The sequence below is a fragment of the Nonomuraea sp. NPDC049378 genome, from assembly GCF_055586745.1.
On record NZ_JBVJHP010000016.1, the window covers coordinates 107,722 to 125,999 of the forward strand.

An 18,278-nucleotide genomic window follows, 5' to 3' on the forward strand; every position below is an offset into this window, starting at 1 on the left:
GGTCTTCCGCGGGCACGCACCGGCTCCGGCGCCGGTGCGTAGGCTGTGGGGGCAGGCGTGGAAGGGGCGTGGGTGCACCGGATCCTCTGGTCGATCGTCGCGGTGGCTCTCGTCGTGGGCGCGTTCGTGCCCGGAGCCTCCGAGCCCGAAGGGTGCCCGCCGCGCGACACCCGGGTCACCGCCCCCTACGCGATCACCGGCTACTGGGTCATGCCGCGGGCCGACCGCTGCGTCACCCAGCGCATGGTGGAGGCGATCCACACCATCGGCGGCGACACTCTCATCACGTTCGGCCCGCGCTTCAACGCCCGCGAGGACCCCGGGTTCGCCGCCTGCCGCGTCGACGGCCGCCCGTGCGCGCAGGTGCCGGGCAAGCGGATCCGGCAGGTCTACACGTACACGACCAGCGAGGAGTTCGGGAAGGGCATGCTGCGCTGCCCCGGGCTCGAACGGCGGATCGAGAGCGAGGGCCGTGTCTTCTACCGGCTGTCGCTGGCCGATGACTGCCGCGAACCCGTGCACGACCTCGTGCTCGTCGCCACGGACGGCGACGGGCTGGGCAACCTGATGGCCGAGGCGGCGGCGTACGGCATGAAGGTCTTCCCCGGGCTGCCGGCGGCCGCGCAGCGGGAGGACAAGCCGTGGGAGCCCGACCACGACCACACCGGCGCGCTGAACGCCTTCACCGCTCGGGTGCTCGCCGACTACCGGGCGCGCTTCGGGGCGTCCGGCGCCTTCGGCGGGGTCTACCAGTCGTTCGAGCTGGCCATGCGGGACCGCGCGCCGAAGGACCCGATCATCGAGCTCTACACGGCCCAGCACGCCGTCGTCGCCGGCGCCCTGCCGGGCAAGCCGATCCTGGTCAGCCCGTACATCGACGCCCGCCGCGGGCGCGGGTTCCCGCCCGAGCAGGCGGGCGACGGCGTGGAGGACATCGCGGCGACGCGGGCCGGCGCGCCCATGGCCATCGCCGTCCAGGACGGGCGCGGCACGGGCAAGGTGCCGGTCCACGGCCCGCACGAGGCGGGCGCCACGGTCGTGCCGCGGCTGGTGCCCGTGGTGGGCGAGGTCAGCAACGCCCAGGCCTACCACGGCGCCACGCGCGACTACGTCGAGGCGGCCGCCGGCGAGGTGCCCGACGGGGTGGAGCTGTGGGTGAACGTCGAAGGCTTCGAGCCCACCCCGGCCGCCGGCGAGTGCGGGCGGGTCGATCCGCTGCCGCTGCGCGGGCGGACCACGAAGAGCCGGCTCGACCAGCAGATCATGGCCTCGGGCCCGCACGCCACGAAGATCATCTCGTACGGGTGGGATCCGTTCTTCACCTGCCAGGCCCGCTACGACACGCCCTCGCTGGCCGACGACATCGCGAAGGGCTGGCGGCAGCCCGTCATCGTCCACGCCGTGCGGCAGGACAGGAACGGGCGGGCAGGCATCCTGGTCCAGGGCCACAACCTGCGGGGCGGCTCCCTGCGCTTCGGCCCGGAGGGCACGGTGGTCCGGCAGGAGTGGCACTCCGGCGGCCGGCTGGAGTCGGCGTGGGCCCCGTACGTTCCCCAGGGTTCGTGGACCTCCGTCACGGCCACGAACGGCGCCGGCCACACCAGCACGAGCCCATACGTGATCGGCTAGGCCAGCGCCGCGACGAGGATGTCGGCGAGCAGCGCCGCCTGGCCGCCGTCCTCGTCCAGGTCGGGGTCGAGGATCGTGACCTCCAGACCGGCCGCGCCCGGCAGCGCGAGCAGGCCGCGCAGCAGTTCGGTGAGCCGGCCGGCGTCGAGCCCTCCGGGGGTGGGCGAGTCGACGGCGGGCAGGATCGACGGGTCGAGCACGTCCACGTCGAGGTGGATCCAGAAACCGTCGAGCTCGTCGCGGACGAGGACCTTCCCGGCGGCGTCCAGGGAGATGTCGGCGCCGGGGACGTATGCGATGCCGCTGCCTTCGATGTCCCGCAGATCCTCCTCGTCGCGGACGCCGAGCACGATCACGTCCTCGTCCCTGACGTAGGGGCTCAGCCCGTCGATGTCCGTCAGGTAGCCGTCGCCGCGGCCGGTCGCCAGGGCCAGGTCCTCCCCGGCCGCCGAGCCGACGTGCGGGGAGTTGCCGAGGTGCCGGAAGTCGGCGTGCGCGTCGAGGTACGCCAGCCCGTACCGGCCGCTCCTGCGCAGGGCCAGGGCAGGGCCGAGCAGGATCGAGCAGTCACCGCCGAGCAGGATGGGGAACCCGCCCGACGCCCTGATCGCGCTCACGCGGCCGGCGAGCCCGAGGGTGTAGGCGGCGATGGCGGGGCCGTTGCGCACGCCGTCGCCCGGCCGCCACGTGGCGACGTAGCGGGGCGGGACGAGGGCGCCCGCGTCGATGGCGCCGATCCGTTCGACCAGCCCGGCGTCACGCAGGGCCCAAGGGGCCTTGTAACAGCCGGGGACGGCGCCGGCCGCGGGTGGGCGCAGGCCGAGGTTGGAGGGGGCGTCGAGGATTGTCGATCTTCTGTCAGGAGCTACTATGGTCATAGTCGTGACGGTAGCAAGGGGGACGCGGATGCGCCAGTTCGCCGAGACGGGTGTGGTGGCGATCGACCTGGCCAACACCTGGGACACCTATCTGGACGATCCCGAGCGGCTGCCGGACGTGGCGGCGCTGCGTCGCTTCTGCGCTGAGCTGGGCGAGCATGACGAGGCCGGGGCAGACCTCGACGCGGTGAGATCGGTGCGCGCCCGCCTGCGCGCCGTGCTGGCATGCGACCCGCCCGAGCGCACGCCCGCCCTGGCACGGTGGGCGGGTGAGCTGCCGGTCCGGGTGACGGTCGCCGACTCCGGCGGCACACCGCGCGCCCGGCTCACCGCGCCCGGCGGCGCTTCCATGGCGGAGCGGCTGGCCGTCCGCGCGGTGGCGGAGCTGCTCGACCTCGCCGCCTCGGGCGGCTGGGAGCGCCTGCGACTGTGCGCCGCCCAGCCCTGCCAGGACGCCTTCGTCGACCGCAGCCGCCCGGGCCGCCGGCAGTTCTGCTCGACCCGGTGCGCCAACCGCGCCCACGCCACCGCCTCGCGAGCCCGCCGCCGCTGAGCCGGGCGCCCCGGCAGGTGCGCTTTTGTCGAGGAATCTCCCTGGATTGGCGGTCAAGGTCAGGCCTGTGATGTTCTGATGGCCGGGGGAAGGCGCGTGAGGGCATGGCTGGGCCGGTCGTTGCGGGTGCGGCTGGCGATGTTCGCCGGCAGCGCGATGCTGCTGCTGATCATCGTCGTCAGCGCGTTCGTGCTGCACGGCATCCGCGACGAGCTCGCCGACATCCAGGCGCAGGAGATGTCGGGCAGGGCCGTGTCCGTGCTGCTCAAAATCAAGGAGGACCGCCTGCCCCAGGTTCTGGAGAACGCCGGGCTCGACGGCGTCCAGGTCATCGACCCGTCGGGGCGCCCGGTCACCTCGACGCTCAACCTGGTCGGGCTGCCCAGGCAGACGACGGCGATCCCCCGTGACGGCCAGGCCAACGCCGTCGCCGAGCTCTGCGGGCTGAGCGGATTCCCCGGCGAGTGCAAACTCGTGGTCGCCGTGACCGCGTACCAGCCGGACGGTGAGTGGATCATCTACGCCTTCGAGCCGGCGATGCCCTGGTACGTCGGACCCCAGGTGATCCTCTCGCAGGTCGCTCTCGCGGCGGCGCTGGTCGCGCTGACCTGGTTCGTGGTGTGGCGCGCGACGACCAGGACGCTCGCCCCCGTCAGCGCCATCACGAAGCGGCTGGCCGAGCTCACCGCGTTCGGCGGCGGGATGCGCGTGCCCGTGCCGCGGAGCGACGACGAGATCGCGGCCCTGGCCGAGACCGCCAACCGGACCCTGGAGCGGCTGGAGACGGCGATGCGGGAGAAGGAGCTCGCGATGGAACGGCAGCGCAGGTTCGCCGCCGACGCCTCGCACGACCTGCGCAGCCCGATCACCGCCATGCGCGCCCAGATTGAGGAGGCCCGGCTCTACCCCGAGGAGACCGACTGGATGGAGACGAGCGACGAGGTGCTCGCCAGCCTGGACCGGTTGCAGGGGATCGTCTCCGACCTGCTCGTGCTGACCAGGCTGGACGCGGGCGCCCCGAGCCGCCGTGAGCCCGTGGACCTGGCCGAGTCGGTCGCCGCCGAGGCCGCGCGGCGGCGTTCGAAGCGGGTCGTCACCGACGTGCGGGGGGACGTGGTCGTCACGGGTGACCGGCTGCAGCTGGCCCGCCTGCTGACGAACCTCATCGACAACGCCGACCGGCACGCCGAGAGCCAGATCACCGTGACGGTGCGGGAGGAGGACGGGCAGGCCGTGCTGGAGGTCCTCGACGACGGCGAGGGCATCGCGCCCGAGCAGCGCGAGGTCATCTTCGAACGGTTCGCCCGGCTGGACGCCGCGCGCAACCGCGACGCCGGGGGCAGCGGGCTCGGCCTGCCCATCGCCCGCGAGATCGCCACGGCCCACGGCGGCACGCTGACCGTCGAGGACTCCGAACGCGGCGCCCGGTTCGTCTTCAGGATGCCGCTCAGGGACGGGTGACCCCCGGGGTTCACCCGTACGCGGCCGTGCTCTCCCGGACGATCAGCTCCGTGGCCAGCTCCACCCGTTTCGTCTCCGGCACGTCACCGTGGCCCATGGCCAGCACCGTACGGGTGGCCAGGGCCGCCATCTCCTGCAGCGGTTGGCGTACCGTCGTCAGCGGCGGCCAGGCCGACTTGGCCAGTGGCAGGTCGTCGAAGCCCACCACGCTCAGGTCCTCGGGGACGCGCAGCCCGCGCTGCCTGGCCGCCTCGAAGACGCCGAACGCCATCAGGTCGCTGTGCGCGAAGATGGCCGTGGGCGGGTCGTCGAGGTCGAGCAGGGCGTGGGCCTGGTCGAAGCCGGAGTCGACCAGGAACGTGCCGCGCCTGATCAGCTCGGGCGCCACGGGCAGCCCGGCCGTCTCCAGCGCGGCGCGATAGCCGTCGATCCTGGCCTGGCTGCAGAGCATGTCGGACAGGCCGCTGATCATGCCGATCCTGCGGTGGCCCAGCTCCAGCAGGTGGCGGGTCGCGGACAGGCCGCCGTTCCAGTTGGTGGCGCCCACCGAGACCACGCCGGGGGCGGGCTCGCCCTCGGGGTCGACCACCGCGAACGGCAGCGAACGGGCGCTGAGCTGGGCCTGGATGCCGGTCGACAGCTGCGAGGCGACGATCACCACGCCGTCGGTCCTGCGCGCGGCCAGGCGTTCGAGCCAGTCGCGTCCCGGGCCGGCGTGCGTGTGCAGGACGGAGATGACCACGCTGGCCCCCGCCTCGTGGGCAGCGCCTTCCGCGCCCCGCACGATCTCCATGGCCCACGGCGACTCGATCTCGGCGAACACCAGGTCGACCAGGCCGGCCGGGGTGTCGTCCTGGCTGATGCGCCGTTGGTAGCCGTGTTCCTGCAACAGCCGCTCGACCCGGTGGCGGGTCGCGGGAGCGACTTCTGGACGTCCGTTGATGACCTTCGAGACCGTCGGGATGGAGACTCCGGCCTCCTCCGCGATCAGTGCGATCGTCACCCGCCTCTTCGCTGACACGTTCGGGAGTGTATCCGAAAGTTTCGGTTTGCCATCGCCCGGCCCCCAGGTGTTGACGCTTTACCCGGTGTTTACTTACGCTCCGAGCGTAGAAAGTATCGGGGGTTTGGCGAAATTTTCGATTCCTGAGGAAGGGACCCCTATGCGACGCAGTGTGGTGCTGATCGCGGCCCCCGTGCTGATCGCCGGGCTCGTGACCGGCTGCGGCGGCGGAGAGTCCGCGTCACCCCAGGGCGAGGGCGGCTCGCCCGGCAAGGTCACGATCGAGTGGTGGCACCTGTCGACCGCCGACCCGCTCAAGACGCTCTGGGCGCAGCGCGCCAAGGAGTTCATGGCCAAGAACCCGAACGTCACCATCAAGGCCACCGTCCTGGAGAACGACGCCTACAAGGCCAAGCTCACCACGGTGACGCAGTCGGGCAAGGCGCCCGACGTCTTCGCGACGTGGGGCGGCGGGGTGCTCCAGCAGCAGATCGACGCGGGACTGGTCAAGGACCTCTCCGGCGACGTCGCCGACGTCCTGCCGAACTTCACGCCCGCCGCGCTGAGCGCGTACCAGTTCGACGGCAAGACGTACGGGCTGCCGACCGACATCGGGCTGGTGGGTTTCTGGTACAACAAGAAACTTTTCGAGAAGGCGGGCATCAGCGAACCCCCCGCCACCTGGTCGGCGTTCCTCGAAGACGTCAAGAAGCTCAAGGCCGCGGGCATCACCCCGATCGCCCTGGCCGGCAAGGAGAAGTGGCCTGGCCACTACTACTGGGCCTACCTCGCCATGCGCATCGCCGGCCTCGACGCGCTCAAGCAGGCCGCCACCGACCACGACTTCACCAAACCGGACTTCGTGGCCGCGGGACAGCAGGTCAAGGCGCTGGCCGACCTGCAGCCGTTCCAGAAGGGCTTCCTGGGCGCCGGGTACGGCACCCCTGACGGCCAGGCGGCCACGATGGGCAACGGCAAGGCGGCCATGGAGCTGATGGGCCAGTGGGCGCCGGTCACGCAGGAGGACGCGGGCGAGGGCCTCGGCGACGACCTCGGCTTCTTCCCCTTCCCCGCGGTCGAAGGCGGCAAGGGCTCGATCGGCGACGCCTTCGGCGGCGGCGGAGGCCTGGCCGTGGGCGCCGACGCGCCCAAGGAGGCCGTCGACTTCGTCAAGTACATGACGGAGATGGAGAACCACTCCAAGGCCGTCGAGGCGGGCGGCGTGCTGCCCGTGCTCAAGGGCGAGGAGAGCGCGGTCAAGGACGCCAACCTCAAGCAGGTGGCGGCCCTGCTCGCCGAGACCACCGGCTACCAGCTCTACCTCGACCAGGCCTACCCGCCGGCCGTCGGCCAGCAGGTCAACGACAGCGTGGCCGAGCTCATCGGCGGCACGAAAACGCCGGAAGAGGTCTCCCAGGACATCACGGAAGTGGCCAAGAGCGAAGAATGACGACACTCACCAGAGGGCCGGAGGCGGTCAAGCTTCCGGCCCCCGCCCCCGCCGCCAGGCGGCGCGGACGCTGGGTGACCATCACCCTGTTCCTGCTGCCGGCGCTCGTCCTGTTCCTCCTCCTCGTCGTGGCCCCCATGCTGGTGGCCGTCTACTCCAGCGCCTTCAAGTGGAACGGCTTCGGCGGGCTGCCGACCGACTTCATCGGCTTCGACAACTTCACCCGGCTGTTCGGCAGCGAGATCTTCGCGCAGGACCTGTGGCACCTGCTGGTGCTGGTCGTGTTCTCGATCTGCGTGCAACTGCCGTTCTCGCTGGCCCTCGCGATGCTGCTGAACCAGCGCATCCGCGGGCGGGCGCTCTACCGGGTCGTGTTCTTCGCGCCGTACGTGCTCTCCGAGGTGATCACCGGCGTGCTGTTCTCGCTGATCCTGGCGCCGGACGCGGGCATGGCCAACCAGCTGCTGTCGGTGTTCGGGGTCGAGTCGGAGTGGCTGGCCGACCCCGACACGGTGATGCCGTCGCTCTTCCTGGTCATGACGTGGAAATACTTCGGCTTCCACATGATGATCTATCTGGCGGGACGGCAGAACATCCCCAACGAGCTCATCGAGGCGGCGCAGATCGACGGCGCCACGGGCTGGAAGACGTTCAGGCACGTCACGCTGCCGCTGCTCGGCCCGACCATCCGGATCAGCATCTTCCTGTCCGTCATCTACACGATCCAGCTGTTCGACCTCGTCTGGATCCTCACCGGGGGCGGGCCGTCGCACTCCTCCGAGACGATGGCCGTCACGATGATGGAGTGGGGCTTCAAACGCACCCAGGTCGGCTACGCCAGCGCGATCAGCGTCGTGATGTTCGTGCTCAGCCTCGTCTTCGCTCTCGTCTACCAGCGTTTCGTGATGCGCCGTGACCTCGAGGGCGCGTCCACCTCCATGGGAGGCCGCCGATGAACCACGGCAAGGCGACCCGTGTGCGTCGCACCACCCTGCCGCTGCACCTGATCGCGTGGATCGTCGGCGCCTTCATCCTGATCCCGGTCGTCTACGCGCTGCTCGGAGGGTTCAAGCAGAACAGCGAGCTGTCCTCGAACCCCTTCGGCCTGCCCAGGACCTGGGCGACCGGCAACTACACCGAGGTGCTGGCCTCCGGCTCGTTCTGGTTGCAGATGTGGAACAGCACGTTCATCGCCGTCGCCACGACCGTGGTGACGGTCGCGCTGTCGGCGCTGGCGGCGTTCGTCTTCGCGAGGTTCGCCTTCCGCGGCAGGGAGCTGTACTTCACGCTCTTCACGGCCGGGCTGATGTTCCCGTTCGCGGTGGCCATCCTGCCGATCTTCGTGCTGCTGCGCACGCTCGGGCTGCTGGACGACCCGATGGGCGTGATCCTCACCCAGGCCGCCTTCGGCCTGCCGCTGACGATCATCATCCTGCGGGGCTTCTTCCGCAGCATCCCCGGCGAGCTCGAAGAGGCGGCCACCATCGACGGCTGCTCCCCGTTCGGCTTCTTCTGGCGCATCCTGCTGCCGATGGCCAGGCCCGCCATCGCCACCGTCTCCGTCCTCGCCATCGTGGGCAGCTGGAACAACTTCATGCTGCCGCTCGTGGTCTTCAGCGAAGAGGCGAGCTGGACGCTGCCGCTCGGCATCCAGCAGTTCCAGGGCCAGTACGCCTCGGACACCGCCCGCATCCTCGCCTACCTCGTCCTGGCCATGGTGCCGGCACTCGGGTTCTACGCCGTCGCAGAACGCCACCTTGTCGGTGGTCTCACCGCTGGTGCTACGAAAGGGTGAACATGCTTCACGTGTCCGGAACCCAGCTCGTCGCGGACGACCACACACCGGTACGACTACGCGGGGTGGGTCTCGGGGGCTGGATGAACATGGAGAACTTCATCACCGGCTATCCGGCCAACGAGAGCTCGATGCGGCGGGCCGTGCGCTCGGTGCTCGGCGAGGAGCGGGCGGAGCTCTTCTTCGACCGGCTGCTCGCGTCGTTCTTCACCGAGCAGGACGCCGACCTGCTGGCCGGGCTGGGGATGAACTGCGTGCGCATCCCGGTCAACTACCGCCACTGGGAGTCCGACGACCGGCCGTTCGAGATCGACCCGCAGGGCTTCCGCCACCTCGACCGGGTGATCGGGCTGCTCGGCGAGCGTGGCATCTACAGCGTCATCGACCTGCACGCCCTGCCCGGCTCCCAGAACCAGCACTGGCACTCCGACAACCCCACGCACGTGGCCGGGTTCTGGCAGCACCGCCACTTCCAGGACCGGGCGGTGCACCTGTGGGAGGTCATCGCCGACCACTACCGCGACCATCCCTGGGTGGCCGGCTACAACCCGGTCAACGAGCCGGGCGACCTCACCGGCAAGGTGATCGGGCCCTTCTACGATCGGCTGGTCAAGGCCGTGCGCGCCGCGGACCCGGGACACATCCTGTTCCTGGACGGGAACACGTACGCCACCGACTTCTCCATATTTCGTGAAATGTACGAAAACACGGTTTTCGTCCTGCACGACTACGCGCTCGCCGGCTTCGCCCACGGCGGGCCGTACCCCGGCTACACCCGGGGCGAGTGGTGCGACCGCGACGAGCTGGAACGCACCTTCGCCAGACGATCCCGCTTCCAGCGCGAGACCGGCACACCTCTGTGGGTGGGCGAGTTCGGCCCCGTCTACACCGGCGACCCCGGCGTGGACGCGCAGCGCTACCAGATCCTCCGCGACCAGCTGGACATCTACGACGGCCACGGCGCGGGCTGGTCGTTGTGGACCTACAAGGACGTGGGGCTGCAGGGCCTGGTGCACGCCGCGGGGCCGTACCTCGACAGGTTCGGCGACTTCATCGACAGGAAGCGGCGGCTCGGGGTGGACCGCTGGGGCTCCACCATGGAGGAGTCGGCCGACGTCCTGGCCCCGCTGCACGCGCTGATCCAGACGGAGTTCCCCGGCTGGGAGCCCTATCCGTGGGGCGCCCGCTACCAGACCGACGACCTCATCCGGCACATCCTCATGGCCCAGGCGCTGCTGCCGGAGTACGCGGAGCTCTTCCGCGGGCTCGACGACGGGGAGCTGACCGCCCTGGCCGACTCCTTCCTCCTCGACCGCTGTGTACGCCGCCAGCCCCTGCTCGACCTGCTCTCCGACAACCTCAAACCCCGCTGACCGCCATCGGCCGGCCCGCCGTGGACGCCCGGGTGATCCACCCCGGGTGATCCACCCCCGGGTGGTCCGCCCCGGTGATCCACAGGGTGCGCTCCTCGTCGTCGATGGCATTCCACTCGGTAGGGTCCTGTTCCGTGACGACGGAGCTGGAGGACCTCGCCGTACGGTTGCGGGAGTTCGCGAAGGTCAGGGAGTGGGAGCAGTTCCACACGCCGAAGAACCTGGCGATGGCGCTCGCGGGCGAGGTGGGGGAGCTGGTGGCGGAGTTCCAGTGGCTCACCGCCGAGGAGTCGAGGAGCCCCGGCGACGAGGCGCTCGCGCGGATGCGCACCGAGCTCGGCGACGTGACCCTCTACCTGGTGCGCCTGGCGGACGTCCTGGGCGTCGACCTGGTGGAGGCGGCCAGGGCCAAGCTCGACGACAACGACCGCCGCTACGACCCCGACGCCTATCGCGGTTCGGCCAGGAAGGCGCCGCCGTCCGCCGGCACCACCTGAGGAGGGCTTCTTCTCGCGGTCACCTGGCCGCACATATGGTGACGAGCATGCGATTCGGGGTGTTGGGCCCGCTGGCCGTGTGGACGGACGCCGGCGAGACCGTCACGATTCCCGGCCGGAAAGTCCGGGCGCTCCTCGTGGACCTGCTCGTCCACGAGGGCCATCCGGTGTCCGTGGACCGGCTGGTCGACGACCTCTGGGGCGAGGAGGCGCCGGCCAACCCCGCGGGCGCGCTGCAGGTCCGCGTGTCCCAGCTGCGCAAGGCGCTGGAGGACGCCGAGCCCGGCGGCAAGAACCTCGTCGTCTCCCGTGCCCCCGGCTACCTGCTGCGACCCGATGGCAGCCCTGATGGCAGGGCCGTGGACGCCGTCCGCTTCGCGGCCCTGCTGGCCCAGGCCGAGGCGGCGGGCAGCGCGCGGGCCAGGGCGCGGCTGCTGGGCGACGCGCTGGCGTTGTGGCGGGGTCCCGCGTACGCCGACTTCGCCGACGAGGAGTACACGAGGACGGCCGTGCTCCGGCTGGAGGAGCAGCGGCTGTCGGCGCTGGAGCAGCACGCCGAGGCCCGGTTGGAGCTGGGCGAGCACGGGCTGCTCGTCGGCGAGCTCGGCGACCTGGTGGCCAGGCATCCGCTCAGGGAGCGGCTGAGAGCCGTGCACATGCGGGCCCTCTACCGGGCCGGGCGGCAGAGCGAGGCGCTGGCCGGTTACGGCGAGCTGCGCGAGCGGCTGGCCGACGAGCTCGGCCTCGACCCCGGTCCCGAGCTGGTGGCGCTCCACCAGGCGATCCTCGGGCAGGCCCCCGAGCTCAACGTGCCCGCCGCGCGTCCCGTGACCAACCTGCCCGCCCCCGTCGGCAAGCTGATCGGCCGGGAGCAGGCGCTGGCCGAGGTGTGCGCGCTCGCAGGCGACGAGCGGCTGGTGACGCTCACCGGCAGTGGCGGGGTCGGCAAGACCCGGCTGGCGCTGGAGGCCGCGAACCGGCTCGTGGACGACTTCGCCGACGGCGCGTGGCTGGTCGCGCTCGACCAGGCGTCCCGCTCGCCCGCCGAGGCCGTCATGGCGGCCCTGGAGATCAGGGAGGACACCGGCGGCGACCCGGCGGGGCAGCTGACCGCCGCGCTCGGGCCCCGGCGGATGCTGCTCGTCCTGGACAACTGCGAGCACGTGGTCGAGCAGGTCGCCGAGCTGGCCGAGCGGCTCCTGCGGGCCTGCCCCGACCTGCGCGTCCTGGCCACCAGCAGGGAGCCGCTGGCGGTGGCGGGCGAGGTGTTGTGGAGCGTGCCGCCGCTGGACGTGCCCGCCGGCGCGGACCTTTCGACCATGGCCCGCTCCGACGCCGTCAGGCTGTTCGTGTCCAGGGCCGCCGCCTCCTCCCGCGGCTTCCGGCTCGACGCGGGCAACGCGCAGGCCGTCGCCCAGCTGTGCCGGCGGCTCGACGGCATCCCGCTGGCCCTCGAACTGGCCGCGACCCGGGTGCGGGCGCTCGGCGTGCACGGCGTGGTGGCCCGGCTCGACGACAGGTTCCGGCTGCTGGCCTCCGGGCAGCGCGGCGCCCCCGCCAGGCAGCAGACGCTCACCGCGGTGATCGACTGGAGCTGGGACCTGCTGTCCGACGGCGAACGTCGCGTCCTGCGCCGCCTGGCCGTGCACGCCGACGGCTGCACCATGGAGTCCGCGGAGGCGGTCTGCGCCGAGAGCGGCCTCGACGTGCTCGACCTGCTGGCCCGCCTCGTCGACCGCTCGCTCGTCGTCGTCACCGACGCTCCTGGCGGCGTCAGGTACCGGCTGCTTGAGTCGGTGTCCGCGTACTGCGTGGCCCGGCTGGCCGACGCCGCCGAGCTCGACCGGGTACGCCTCGCACACCTGCGCCACCACCTGGAGCTGGCCGAGCGGGCCGAGCCGGAGCTGTACGGGCCCGAGCAGCGCGACCGGCTGCTGCGCCTCGACGCCGAGGCCGCGAACATGCGGGCGGCCCTGGACACGGCGGTCGCGCAGAAGGAGGGCGAGCGCGCGGCCCGGCTGGTCAACGCGCTGGCCTGGTACTGGTTCCTGCGCGGCAGGCTGGCCGAGGGCCTGCGGTCGTTCGCGGAGGCGCTGGCGATCGAAGGGAGGCCGTCCCCCGCCAGGGCCAGGGCCGCCGCCTGGCACGCCGGGTTCGCACTCATCCTGGGCGAGCAGGTCGCGTACGAGCCCGCGCTGGCGGCGATCGACGACCCGGGCGCGCGGGCCAGGGCCGAGCTGTTCGTCGGCCTGCACCTCAGGGACATGCCGACCGGGCAGGAGCTGACCAGCCGGGCGCTGGCCACGTTCCGGGCCCTCGGCGACAGGTGGGGCATCGCCGCGGCGCTGACCCGGCAGGCGAGAGACGCGTTCACCCAGCGCGACCTGGACGCGCTCGAACGCACCGCGGGGGAGAGCGCGCGGCTGTTCACCGAGCTGGGCGACCGCTGGGGGCTGCTGCGGGCCACCGAGTGGCTGGCCTCCCAGGCCGAGATGGCCCACGACGCCGAGCGCGCGAACCGGCTGTTCGGCGAGGGCCTGCGGATGGCCGAGGACCTCGGGTTGTGGACGGAGGCCGCCACGCACACGGCGTGGCTGGGCTGGACCGCGTTCTCGAGCGGCGACTACGACGGCGCCGTCGAGATCTGCGAGCGCGCCATGAAACTGGCCATCGGGCAGGGCTACAAGGAGGGCGAGGTCATGGCCAGGATGGGCCTGGCCTTCGCCGCGCGCCGCGCCGGGCTCCCGGACCTGGCCGAGGAACACCTGCGCCGCCTGCTCGAAGGCGTGCCGCGCGACCCGGACACCGAGCCCTCCCTGCACGTCCCGTCCACGCTGATCGAGCTGGGATTCCTCACGGAAGGGCGCGGCGACCCGGCCACCGCCCTGGACCTGCAGCTGGAGGCGCTGGCCGGCGCCGCGAAGATCGGTGACCCCAGGACGATGGCGTGGGCCGTCGAGGGCGCGGCCGCCGCGACGGGGGCGCCCGGCGAGGCCGCCCTGCTGCTGGGGCTGGCGGCCGCGGCCAGGGAGCACAACCGGACCCCCGCGGGGCCGCCGGAGCAGGTCGAGATCGACCGGGTCACGGCCAGGGCACGCGAGGCGCTGGGGGAGGAGGGGTTCGCGGCGGCGTACGCGGAGGGCGCGGCGTACAAGCTGGTGGACGTGCACGACCTGCTTCGCGGTGGCGTACGGCGCTGACGATCCCCTTCTCGGCGCCCGAAGGACCATGACAGGGTGAGATCATGCGGATCATTCGCGCGGCCAGAGTGCTCACCGGACGTCCCGGAGAGGTGATCGCCGAGGGGGAGGTCCTCGTCGACGGGGCGACGATCGTCTCGGTCGGGCCGCGCGGCAGCGCCGGCGAGGCCGGCGAGGTCGTCGAGCTGCCCGGCCACACGGTGCTGCCCGGCCTGGTCGACGCGCACGTGCACCTGGGGTTCGACGCCGCGGTCGACCCGGTGACGCGGCGGAGCGCCGAGAGCGACCACCACCTGCTGCTGCGGATGGCGGAGAACGCGCGCAAGCTCGTGTCCGCCGGCGTCACCACCGCCCGCGACCTCGGCGGGCGCGACTTCCTCGACCTGGCGCTCCGGGACGCGATCGAGGAGGGGCTGGCCGTCGGCCCGCACATCGTGGCCGCCACCAGGCCCATCACGATCACCGGCGGCCACTGCTGGTACATGGGCGGCGAGGCCGACGACGAGGTCGCCATCCGCCGCGTGGCCAGGGAGAACCTGCGGGCCGGCGCCGACTGCCTCAAGGTGATGGCCTCGGGCGGCCAGATGACGCCGGGCGCGCCTCCGAGCTGGGTGCCCCAGTACACCACCGAGCAGCTCAGAGTGGTCGTGGAGGAGGCCGGCGCGCGCGGCAAGGGCGTCGCCGCGCACGCCCACGCCCACGCGGCGATCCGCAGCGCGCTCGAAGCCGGGGTCACCACGATCGAGCACTGCTCGTTCTTCACGCCCTCGGGCCATCGTTACGACTCCAAGCTCGCCGACCTCGTCGCGGCCGGCGGCACGTACGTCTGCCCGACCCTGCACGGCGTGTTCTGGCGCTCGCGCGAGGTGCTCGGCGCCGAGATGCTCGACGACTGGCTGAGCGGCATCGTGGCCATGCGGGAGGCGGGCGTGCGGCTCATCGCGGGGACCGACGCCGGGTTCGTCTCCGGCGGCGTGGCCAACCGTACGGACGGATTCGTGGCGAGCCTGGAGGTGTTCGCGGAGGCCGGGTTCGGCAACGCGGAGATCATCGAGCTGGCCACCGTGCGCGCCGCCGACGCCTGCGGGGTGGGGGAGGTCGCCGGCAGCCTGGAGGCGGGCAAGCGGGCGGACCTGATCGCGGTCGCGGGCGACCCGCTCACCCGCCTGTCCGACCTTCGCAACCTCGCCCTCGTCCTGGTCTCGGGCCGATCCGTGGGGCAGGCGGGCGTGGACACGGTGACGTCGTCGGCGGGCTGACGTGCTCGCGGACGGCTAGGCTCCTCCCATGAACTTGAAAGATCGCGTACGCGAGCTGCGCCTTCAGGGCCGCTCCCCGAAGGAGATCGCCCGCGCGCTCAAGGTCGCGCCGTCGGTCGTCGCGCCGCTCGTGCGGGCCATCGCCGCCGAGACCGCCCCCACGGGCGACCCCGAGGTGGTCGGGTGCTGGATCAACACCGGCTGGAGCGACGGCCTCGACGTCGACCCCGCGCGCGGCTGGGTGGACGAAGCCCCCGGCTCCGGCGCGGACGGCATGGTGTGCGTGCTCGTGGCCCGGCGGCACACGTGGGACCGGATGACGGTCTGCGGCTACCTCGCCGACGTCTACTGCCTGGGCGTGAAGAACGCCATCGGGCCCGACGTGCTCGACGACCTCGAGCTGCGGCGCTTTCGAGAATACTTCTTCGGCGAGTACGCGGGATGGCAGGAGGCGCCGATCGAGCTGGCCAGGCACCTCGTGCTCGGGTCGATCGACTACGCCCGCACGCTCGGGTTCGAGCCCGACGAGGAGTTCGAGCCGGCGGCCGGCGCGCTCGGCGCGTGGGACGAGAAGTCGGCGATCACGTTCGGCCGCGACGGCAGGCCCTTTTACGTGGAGGGGCCGCACGACGACGCGGCCAAGGTGCTGCGGATCCTGCGGCGCACGCTCTCCGACGACGACTTCGACTACGTCACCGCGGCCTCCTGACGGCCGGCCGCAGGGGACCTGGCCGGCACGGATCGCATGACGAGGGGGGCGCACGAGCGAGCCCGGCCGGCCAGGCGCCGCCATCCTCCGGCTGCCGGAAAGGACCCGGGACAGTGCGAAAGTACATTCTCTTCGATCACGATGGCGTTCTGGTGGACACCGAATTCTGGTATTACGAAGCCGGGAGGCTGGCCCTGGCGGACCTTGGCTTGACCTTGGACAAGGATCAGTATCTCCGGGGGATGAGCCAGGGATCGGGCACATGGGCTCAGGCCAGGGCGGCCGGTACTGATGAAAGGACCATCAGCAGGCAGCGTCAGATCCGTGATGACTTCTATCAAGAGTATCTGAGGACAGAAGCCATCGAGATCGAAGGCGTCGTTGAGGCGCTGGCTGAACTGTCGAAACACGTTCGTATGGCCATCGTGACGACTGCGAAACGTGCGGATTTCGAGCTCATCCATGAAGAGCGTCAGATCAAGCACTTCATGGATTTCGTCGTCGTTCGTGAAGATTGCCAGCTCACCAAGCCGCATCCGGAACCATATCTGATCGGCTTGAAGCGGTTCGGAGCCACCAAGGAAGAGGCGCTGGTCGTCGAGGATTCTTCCAGAGGACTGAAGTCGGCCGTGGCGGCCGGCATCGACTGTGCTGTGGTCCACAACGACTTCACGAAGTCACATGACTTCGCGCAGGCTGCCTATCGAATCGAAACTCTGGCTGAACTGAAGGACATCATCCTGCGGGCTGGATGAAAAAGCGTTGTCCAAAAATCCTTTGGTCGTGGCTCTTCCCCGGCGGCCGGAGCGATGACCCGCTGGGCGATGATCGAGCCGGCCAGGAGCGGGTCTCCGGGAGCCGGAAACGGCGCGGAAACGTCTGCTGCTCTAGACATGAGGCCGGCGTCGCGGTGGCTCCGGCTCGGCGAGTTCCGGGCATGCGGCCGGCGCCTTCCAGATGTTTCCGGCAAGGAAGGACCACGAGTATGAATCGCACGAAGGCCATCGGCATTGCCGGGCTGGCCTGCGCGATGATGGCGCTGGGCGGCGTGCAGACCGCCACCGCCGAGGCCAAGCCCCGGTACGGGGACGTGCAGAAGGCGCTGACCGCCCTGGCCAAGAACCCCGGGATCGTCGGGGCCATCGGCGAGCTCTATGTCGACGGCAAGAAGGTCGACGGAGGTACGGCCGGCTCCAGGCTCCTGGACGGCAAGGGCGGGAAGATTCCCGAGAACGCCCGCTACCGCATCGGATCCCAGGGCAAGTACATGACGGCCACCGTGGCGTTGCAACTGGTCGAGGAGGACAAGCTCGACCTGGACGACAAGCTCAGCGACGTGCTGCCGATCGTGGTCGAGCAGGACCTTGTGGAACTCGCCGACGAGATCACCGTCCGGCACCTTGTCCAGCAGACCTCCGGCATCCCCAACGGCCACCTCGACATCTTCGACTTCACGACCGACTACTCGCCGGCCGATCTGGTGAGGAAGACCCGCGACCTGCCCAGGACGGGGGAGCCGGGCGAGAAGTACCACTACTCCAACACCAACTTCATCCTCCTCGGAATGATCATCGAGGAGATCACCGGCAACCCTTCCACAGAGGAGTTCAAGCGGCGGATCTTCGACCCGCTCAAGATGACCCGCACCTACGGGACCGCCAGGTCCTCTGAGGGCATCAAGGGCCCGCACGGGCACGGTTACGCTCGTGATGACGAGGGCAAGCTCCACGACATGGACCGGCTCAACTCGAGCTACGGTGCGGGCACCGGAGGAGTGGTCTCCACCGCGCGTGACATGGGCAGGTTCTTCAGCGCGTTCGAGAAGGACAAGCTGTTGCCGGACGACCTGCAGCAGGTCTGGGACGAGAAGCCGCCCGGCAAGCCGGAAGCGCCGCCTCCCGCCGAGCGCCTATGCGGGAACGAGCCGCCGATGCGGGTTGCCGGAGGCGCAGCGGCAGGTTTCAACGCGACGACCTACAGCACGCTCGACGGGCGCGTGCAGTTCGCCGTCTCCACCACGCTGACCATCAATCCGCATGCCCCTAACCCGATCATCCAGCAGGCGGCCGAAGCGGTGCTCTGCCCGAAGCGGTAGCCGCCGCTCCGCGTTCACGCGCGTTCCCGCCGTGGCCCCGTGACGGCCGGCCGGGCGGAGGGACCCGGCCGGCACGGAACGCATGACGCCGGCGTCCGTGGCTTATCGGTGATCACAAAGTGCTTTTCATCCCGCTTCGCGGAGCTGTAGCACGAGGATTACCTCTGTTGTTGCGGCGGTCAGGGGCCGCCGCAGGCCGAGCGCGGTTTTCAGCTCCGCGCGACGCGAACCGTACAGGGCGATCGCGACGGGGCCGTTGGCGGTGTCCCGGGGGTTATCCCGCTTGGCCGCCTCAAGATCTCCTCACCGGCAGGTGTCGCGAGCCGCGACCACGGCCCGTAGGTGCGACGATTCCACGCGATCAGTGCGGTCAGCA

Annotated in this window: 15 protein-coding genes; 13 read left to right on the top strand and 2 right to left on the bottom strand. The window is 71.0% G+C overall.

Annotated elements, in window-relative coordinates:
• Positions 1 to 72 precede the first annotated feature (72 nt).
• Entirely contained in the window at positions 73 to 1,629 is a 1,557-nt protein-coding gene (locus ACZ6SA_RS32050) for a DUF4434 domain-containing protein (protein WP_347643691.1), read from the top strand.
• Here the strand turns inward: ACZ6SA_RS32050 and ACZ6SA_RS32055 are convergent.
• Positions 1,626 to 2,507: an arginase family protein gene (locus tag ACZ6SA_RS32055; RefSeq protein ID WP_465832391.1), complete on the bottom strand. Its 882-nt coding sequence runs from the start codon at positions 2,505 to 2,507 to the stop codon at positions 1,626 to 1,628. The two genes, ACZ6SA_RS32050 and ACZ6SA_RS32055, sit on opposite strands and share 4 nt — an antisense overlap.
• A gap of 4 nt (positions 2,508 to 2,511) precedes the next feature.
• On the opposite strand from ACZ6SA_RS32055, the gene ACZ6SA_RS32060 reads away from it, so the two are divergent.
• Entirely contained in the window at positions 2,512 to 3,060 is a 549-nt protein-coding gene (locus tag ACZ6SA_RS32060) for a CGNR zinc finger domain-containing protein (RefSeq protein ID WP_443153817.1), read from the top strand.
• 96 nt (positions 3,061 to 3,156) lie between these two features.
• Positions 3,157 to 4,521: a sensor histidine kinase gene (locus ACZ6SA_RS32065; RefSeq protein WP_465832394.1), complete on the top strand. Its 1,365-nt coding sequence runs from the start codon at positions 3,157 to 3,159 to the stop codon at positions 4,519 to 4,521.
• Positions 4,522 to 4,531: 10 nt separating this feature from the next.
• Here ACZ6SA_RS32065 and ACZ6SA_RS32070 read toward each other — a convergent pair whose 3' ends face one another.
• Positions 4,532 to 5,542, bottom strand: a complete 1,011-nt coding sequence (locus ACZ6SA_RS32070) for a LacI family DNA-binding transcriptional regulator (protein ID WP_347643695.1) — start codon at positions 5,540 to 5,542, stop codon at positions 4,532 to 4,534.
• 142 nt (positions 5,543 to 5,684) lie between these two features.
• Here ACZ6SA_RS32070 and ACZ6SA_RS32075 point away from each other — a divergent pair, with 142 nt between their 5' ends.
• The 10 genes from ACZ6SA_RS32075 to ACZ6SA_RS32120 all read left to right on the top strand — a co-directional run bounded on the left by ACZ6SA_RS32075 (position 5,685) and on the right by ACZ6SA_RS32120 (position 17,902).
• The gene (locus ACZ6SA_RS32075) at positions 5,685 to 6,974 is read left to right on the top strand and encodes an extracellular solute-binding protein (protein ID WP_465832396.1); all 1,290 of its coding nucleotides are present in this window, start codon (positions 5,685 to 5,687) and stop codon (positions 6,972 to 6,974) included.
• Positions 6,971 to 7,930 (top strand): carbohydrate ABC transporter permease, encoded by a 960-nt coding sequence (locus tag ACZ6SA_RS32080; protein ID WP_347643697.1) that lies wholly within the window; start codon positions 6,971 to 6,973, stop codon positions 7,928 to 7,930. The genes ACZ6SA_RS32075 and ACZ6SA_RS32080 overlap by 4 nt, the downstream gene beginning before the upstream one ends.
• A gap of 20 nt (positions 7,931 to 7,950) precedes the next feature.
• Positions 7,951 to 8,769, top strand: coding sequence for a carbohydrate ABC transporter permease (locus tag ACZ6SA_RS32085; protein WP_465832399.1), 819 nt, complete (start codon positions 7,951 to 7,953; stop codon positions 8,767 to 8,769).
• Positions 8,770 to 8,771: 2 nt separating this feature from the next.
• Complete coding sequence (locus ACZ6SA_RS32090) at positions 8,772 to 10,142, top strand: glycoside hydrolase family 5 protein (RefSeq protein ID WP_465832401.1); 1,371 nt, start codon at positions 8,772 to 8,774, stop codon at positions 10,140 to 10,142.
• A gap of 134 nt (positions 10,143 to 10,276) precedes the next feature.
• Positions 10,277 to 10,639, top strand: coding sequence for a nucleotide pyrophosphohydrolase (locus tag ACZ6SA_RS32095; RefSeq protein WP_347643700.1), 363 nt, complete (start codon positions 10,277 to 10,279; stop codon positions 10,637 to 10,639).
• 47 nt (positions 10,640 to 10,686) lie between these two features.
• Positions 10,687 to 13,839 (top strand): AfsR/SARP family transcriptional regulator, encoded by a 3,153-nt coding sequence (locus ACZ6SA_RS32100; RefSeq protein ID WP_465832403.1) that lies wholly within the window; start codon positions 10,687 to 10,689, stop codon positions 13,837 to 13,839.
• A 44-nt stretch (positions 13,840 to 13,883) separates the two neighbouring features.
• Entirely contained in the window at positions 13,884 to 15,098 is a 1,215-nt protein-coding gene (locus ACZ6SA_RS32105; protein ID WP_465832405.1) for an amidohydrolase family protein, read from the top strand.
• A 28-nt stretch (positions 15,099 to 15,126) separates the two neighbouring features.
• Positions 15,127 to 15,807 (top strand): helix-turn-helix domain-containing protein, encoded by a 681-nt coding sequence (locus tag ACZ6SA_RS32110; RefSeq protein WP_465832407.1) that lies wholly within the window; start codon positions 15,127 to 15,129, stop codon positions 15,805 to 15,807.
• A 113-nt stretch (positions 15,808 to 15,920) separates the two neighbouring features.
• On the top strand, positions 15,921 to 16,562 hold the full coding sequence (locus ACZ6SA_RS32115) for an HAD family hydrolase (RefSeq protein ID WP_465832409.1): 642 nt from the start codon (positions 15,921 to 15,923) through the stop codon (positions 16,560 to 16,562).
• A 230-nt stretch (positions 16,563 to 16,792) separates the two neighbouring features.
• Positions 16,793 to 17,902 carry a serine hydrolase domain-containing protein gene (locus tag ACZ6SA_RS32120; protein WP_465832411.1) on the top strand — a complete coding sequence of 370 codons (1,110 nt, stop codon included), beginning with the start codon at positions 16,793 to 16,795 and terminating at the stop codon, positions 17,900 to 17,902.
• The last annotated feature ends 376 nt before the right edge of the window (positions 17,903 to 18,278 follow it).

Bases quoted from the DNA above. Each gene is read 5' to 3' on its own strand.
- ACZ6SA_RS32090 (WP_465832401.1), top strand. From the start codon at position 8,772: ATGCTTCACGTGTCCGGAACCCAGCTCGTCGCGGACGACCACACACCG.
- ACZ6SA_RS32055 (WP_465832391.1), bottom strand. From the start codon at position 2,507: ATGACCATAGTAGCTCCTGACAGAAGATCGACAATCCTCGACGCCCCC.
- ACZ6SA_RS32075 (WP_465832396.1), top strand. From the start codon at position 5,685: ATGCGACGCAGTGTGGTGCTGATCGCGGCCCCCGTGCTGATCGCCGGG.
- ACZ6SA_RS32100 (WP_465832403.1), top strand. From the start codon at position 10,687: ATGCGATTCGGGGTGTTGGGCCCGCTGGCCGTGTGGACGGACGCCGGC.
- ACZ6SA_RS32105 (WP_465832405.1), top strand. From the start codon at position 13,884: ATGCGGATCATTCGCGCGGCCAGAGTGCTCACCGGACGTCCCGGAGAG.
- ACZ6SA_RS32120 (WP_465832411.1), top strand. From the start codon at position 16,793: ATGAATCGCACGAAGGCCATCGGCATTGCCGGGCTGGCCTGCGCGATG.
- ACZ6SA_RS32080 (WP_347643697.1), top strand. From the start codon at position 6,971: ATGACGACACTCACCAGAGGGCCGGAGGCGGTCAAGCTTCCGGCCCCC.
- ACZ6SA_RS32110 (WP_465832407.1), top strand. From the start codon at position 15,127: ATGAACTTGAAAGATCGCGTACGCGAGCTGCGCCTTCAGGGCCGCTCC.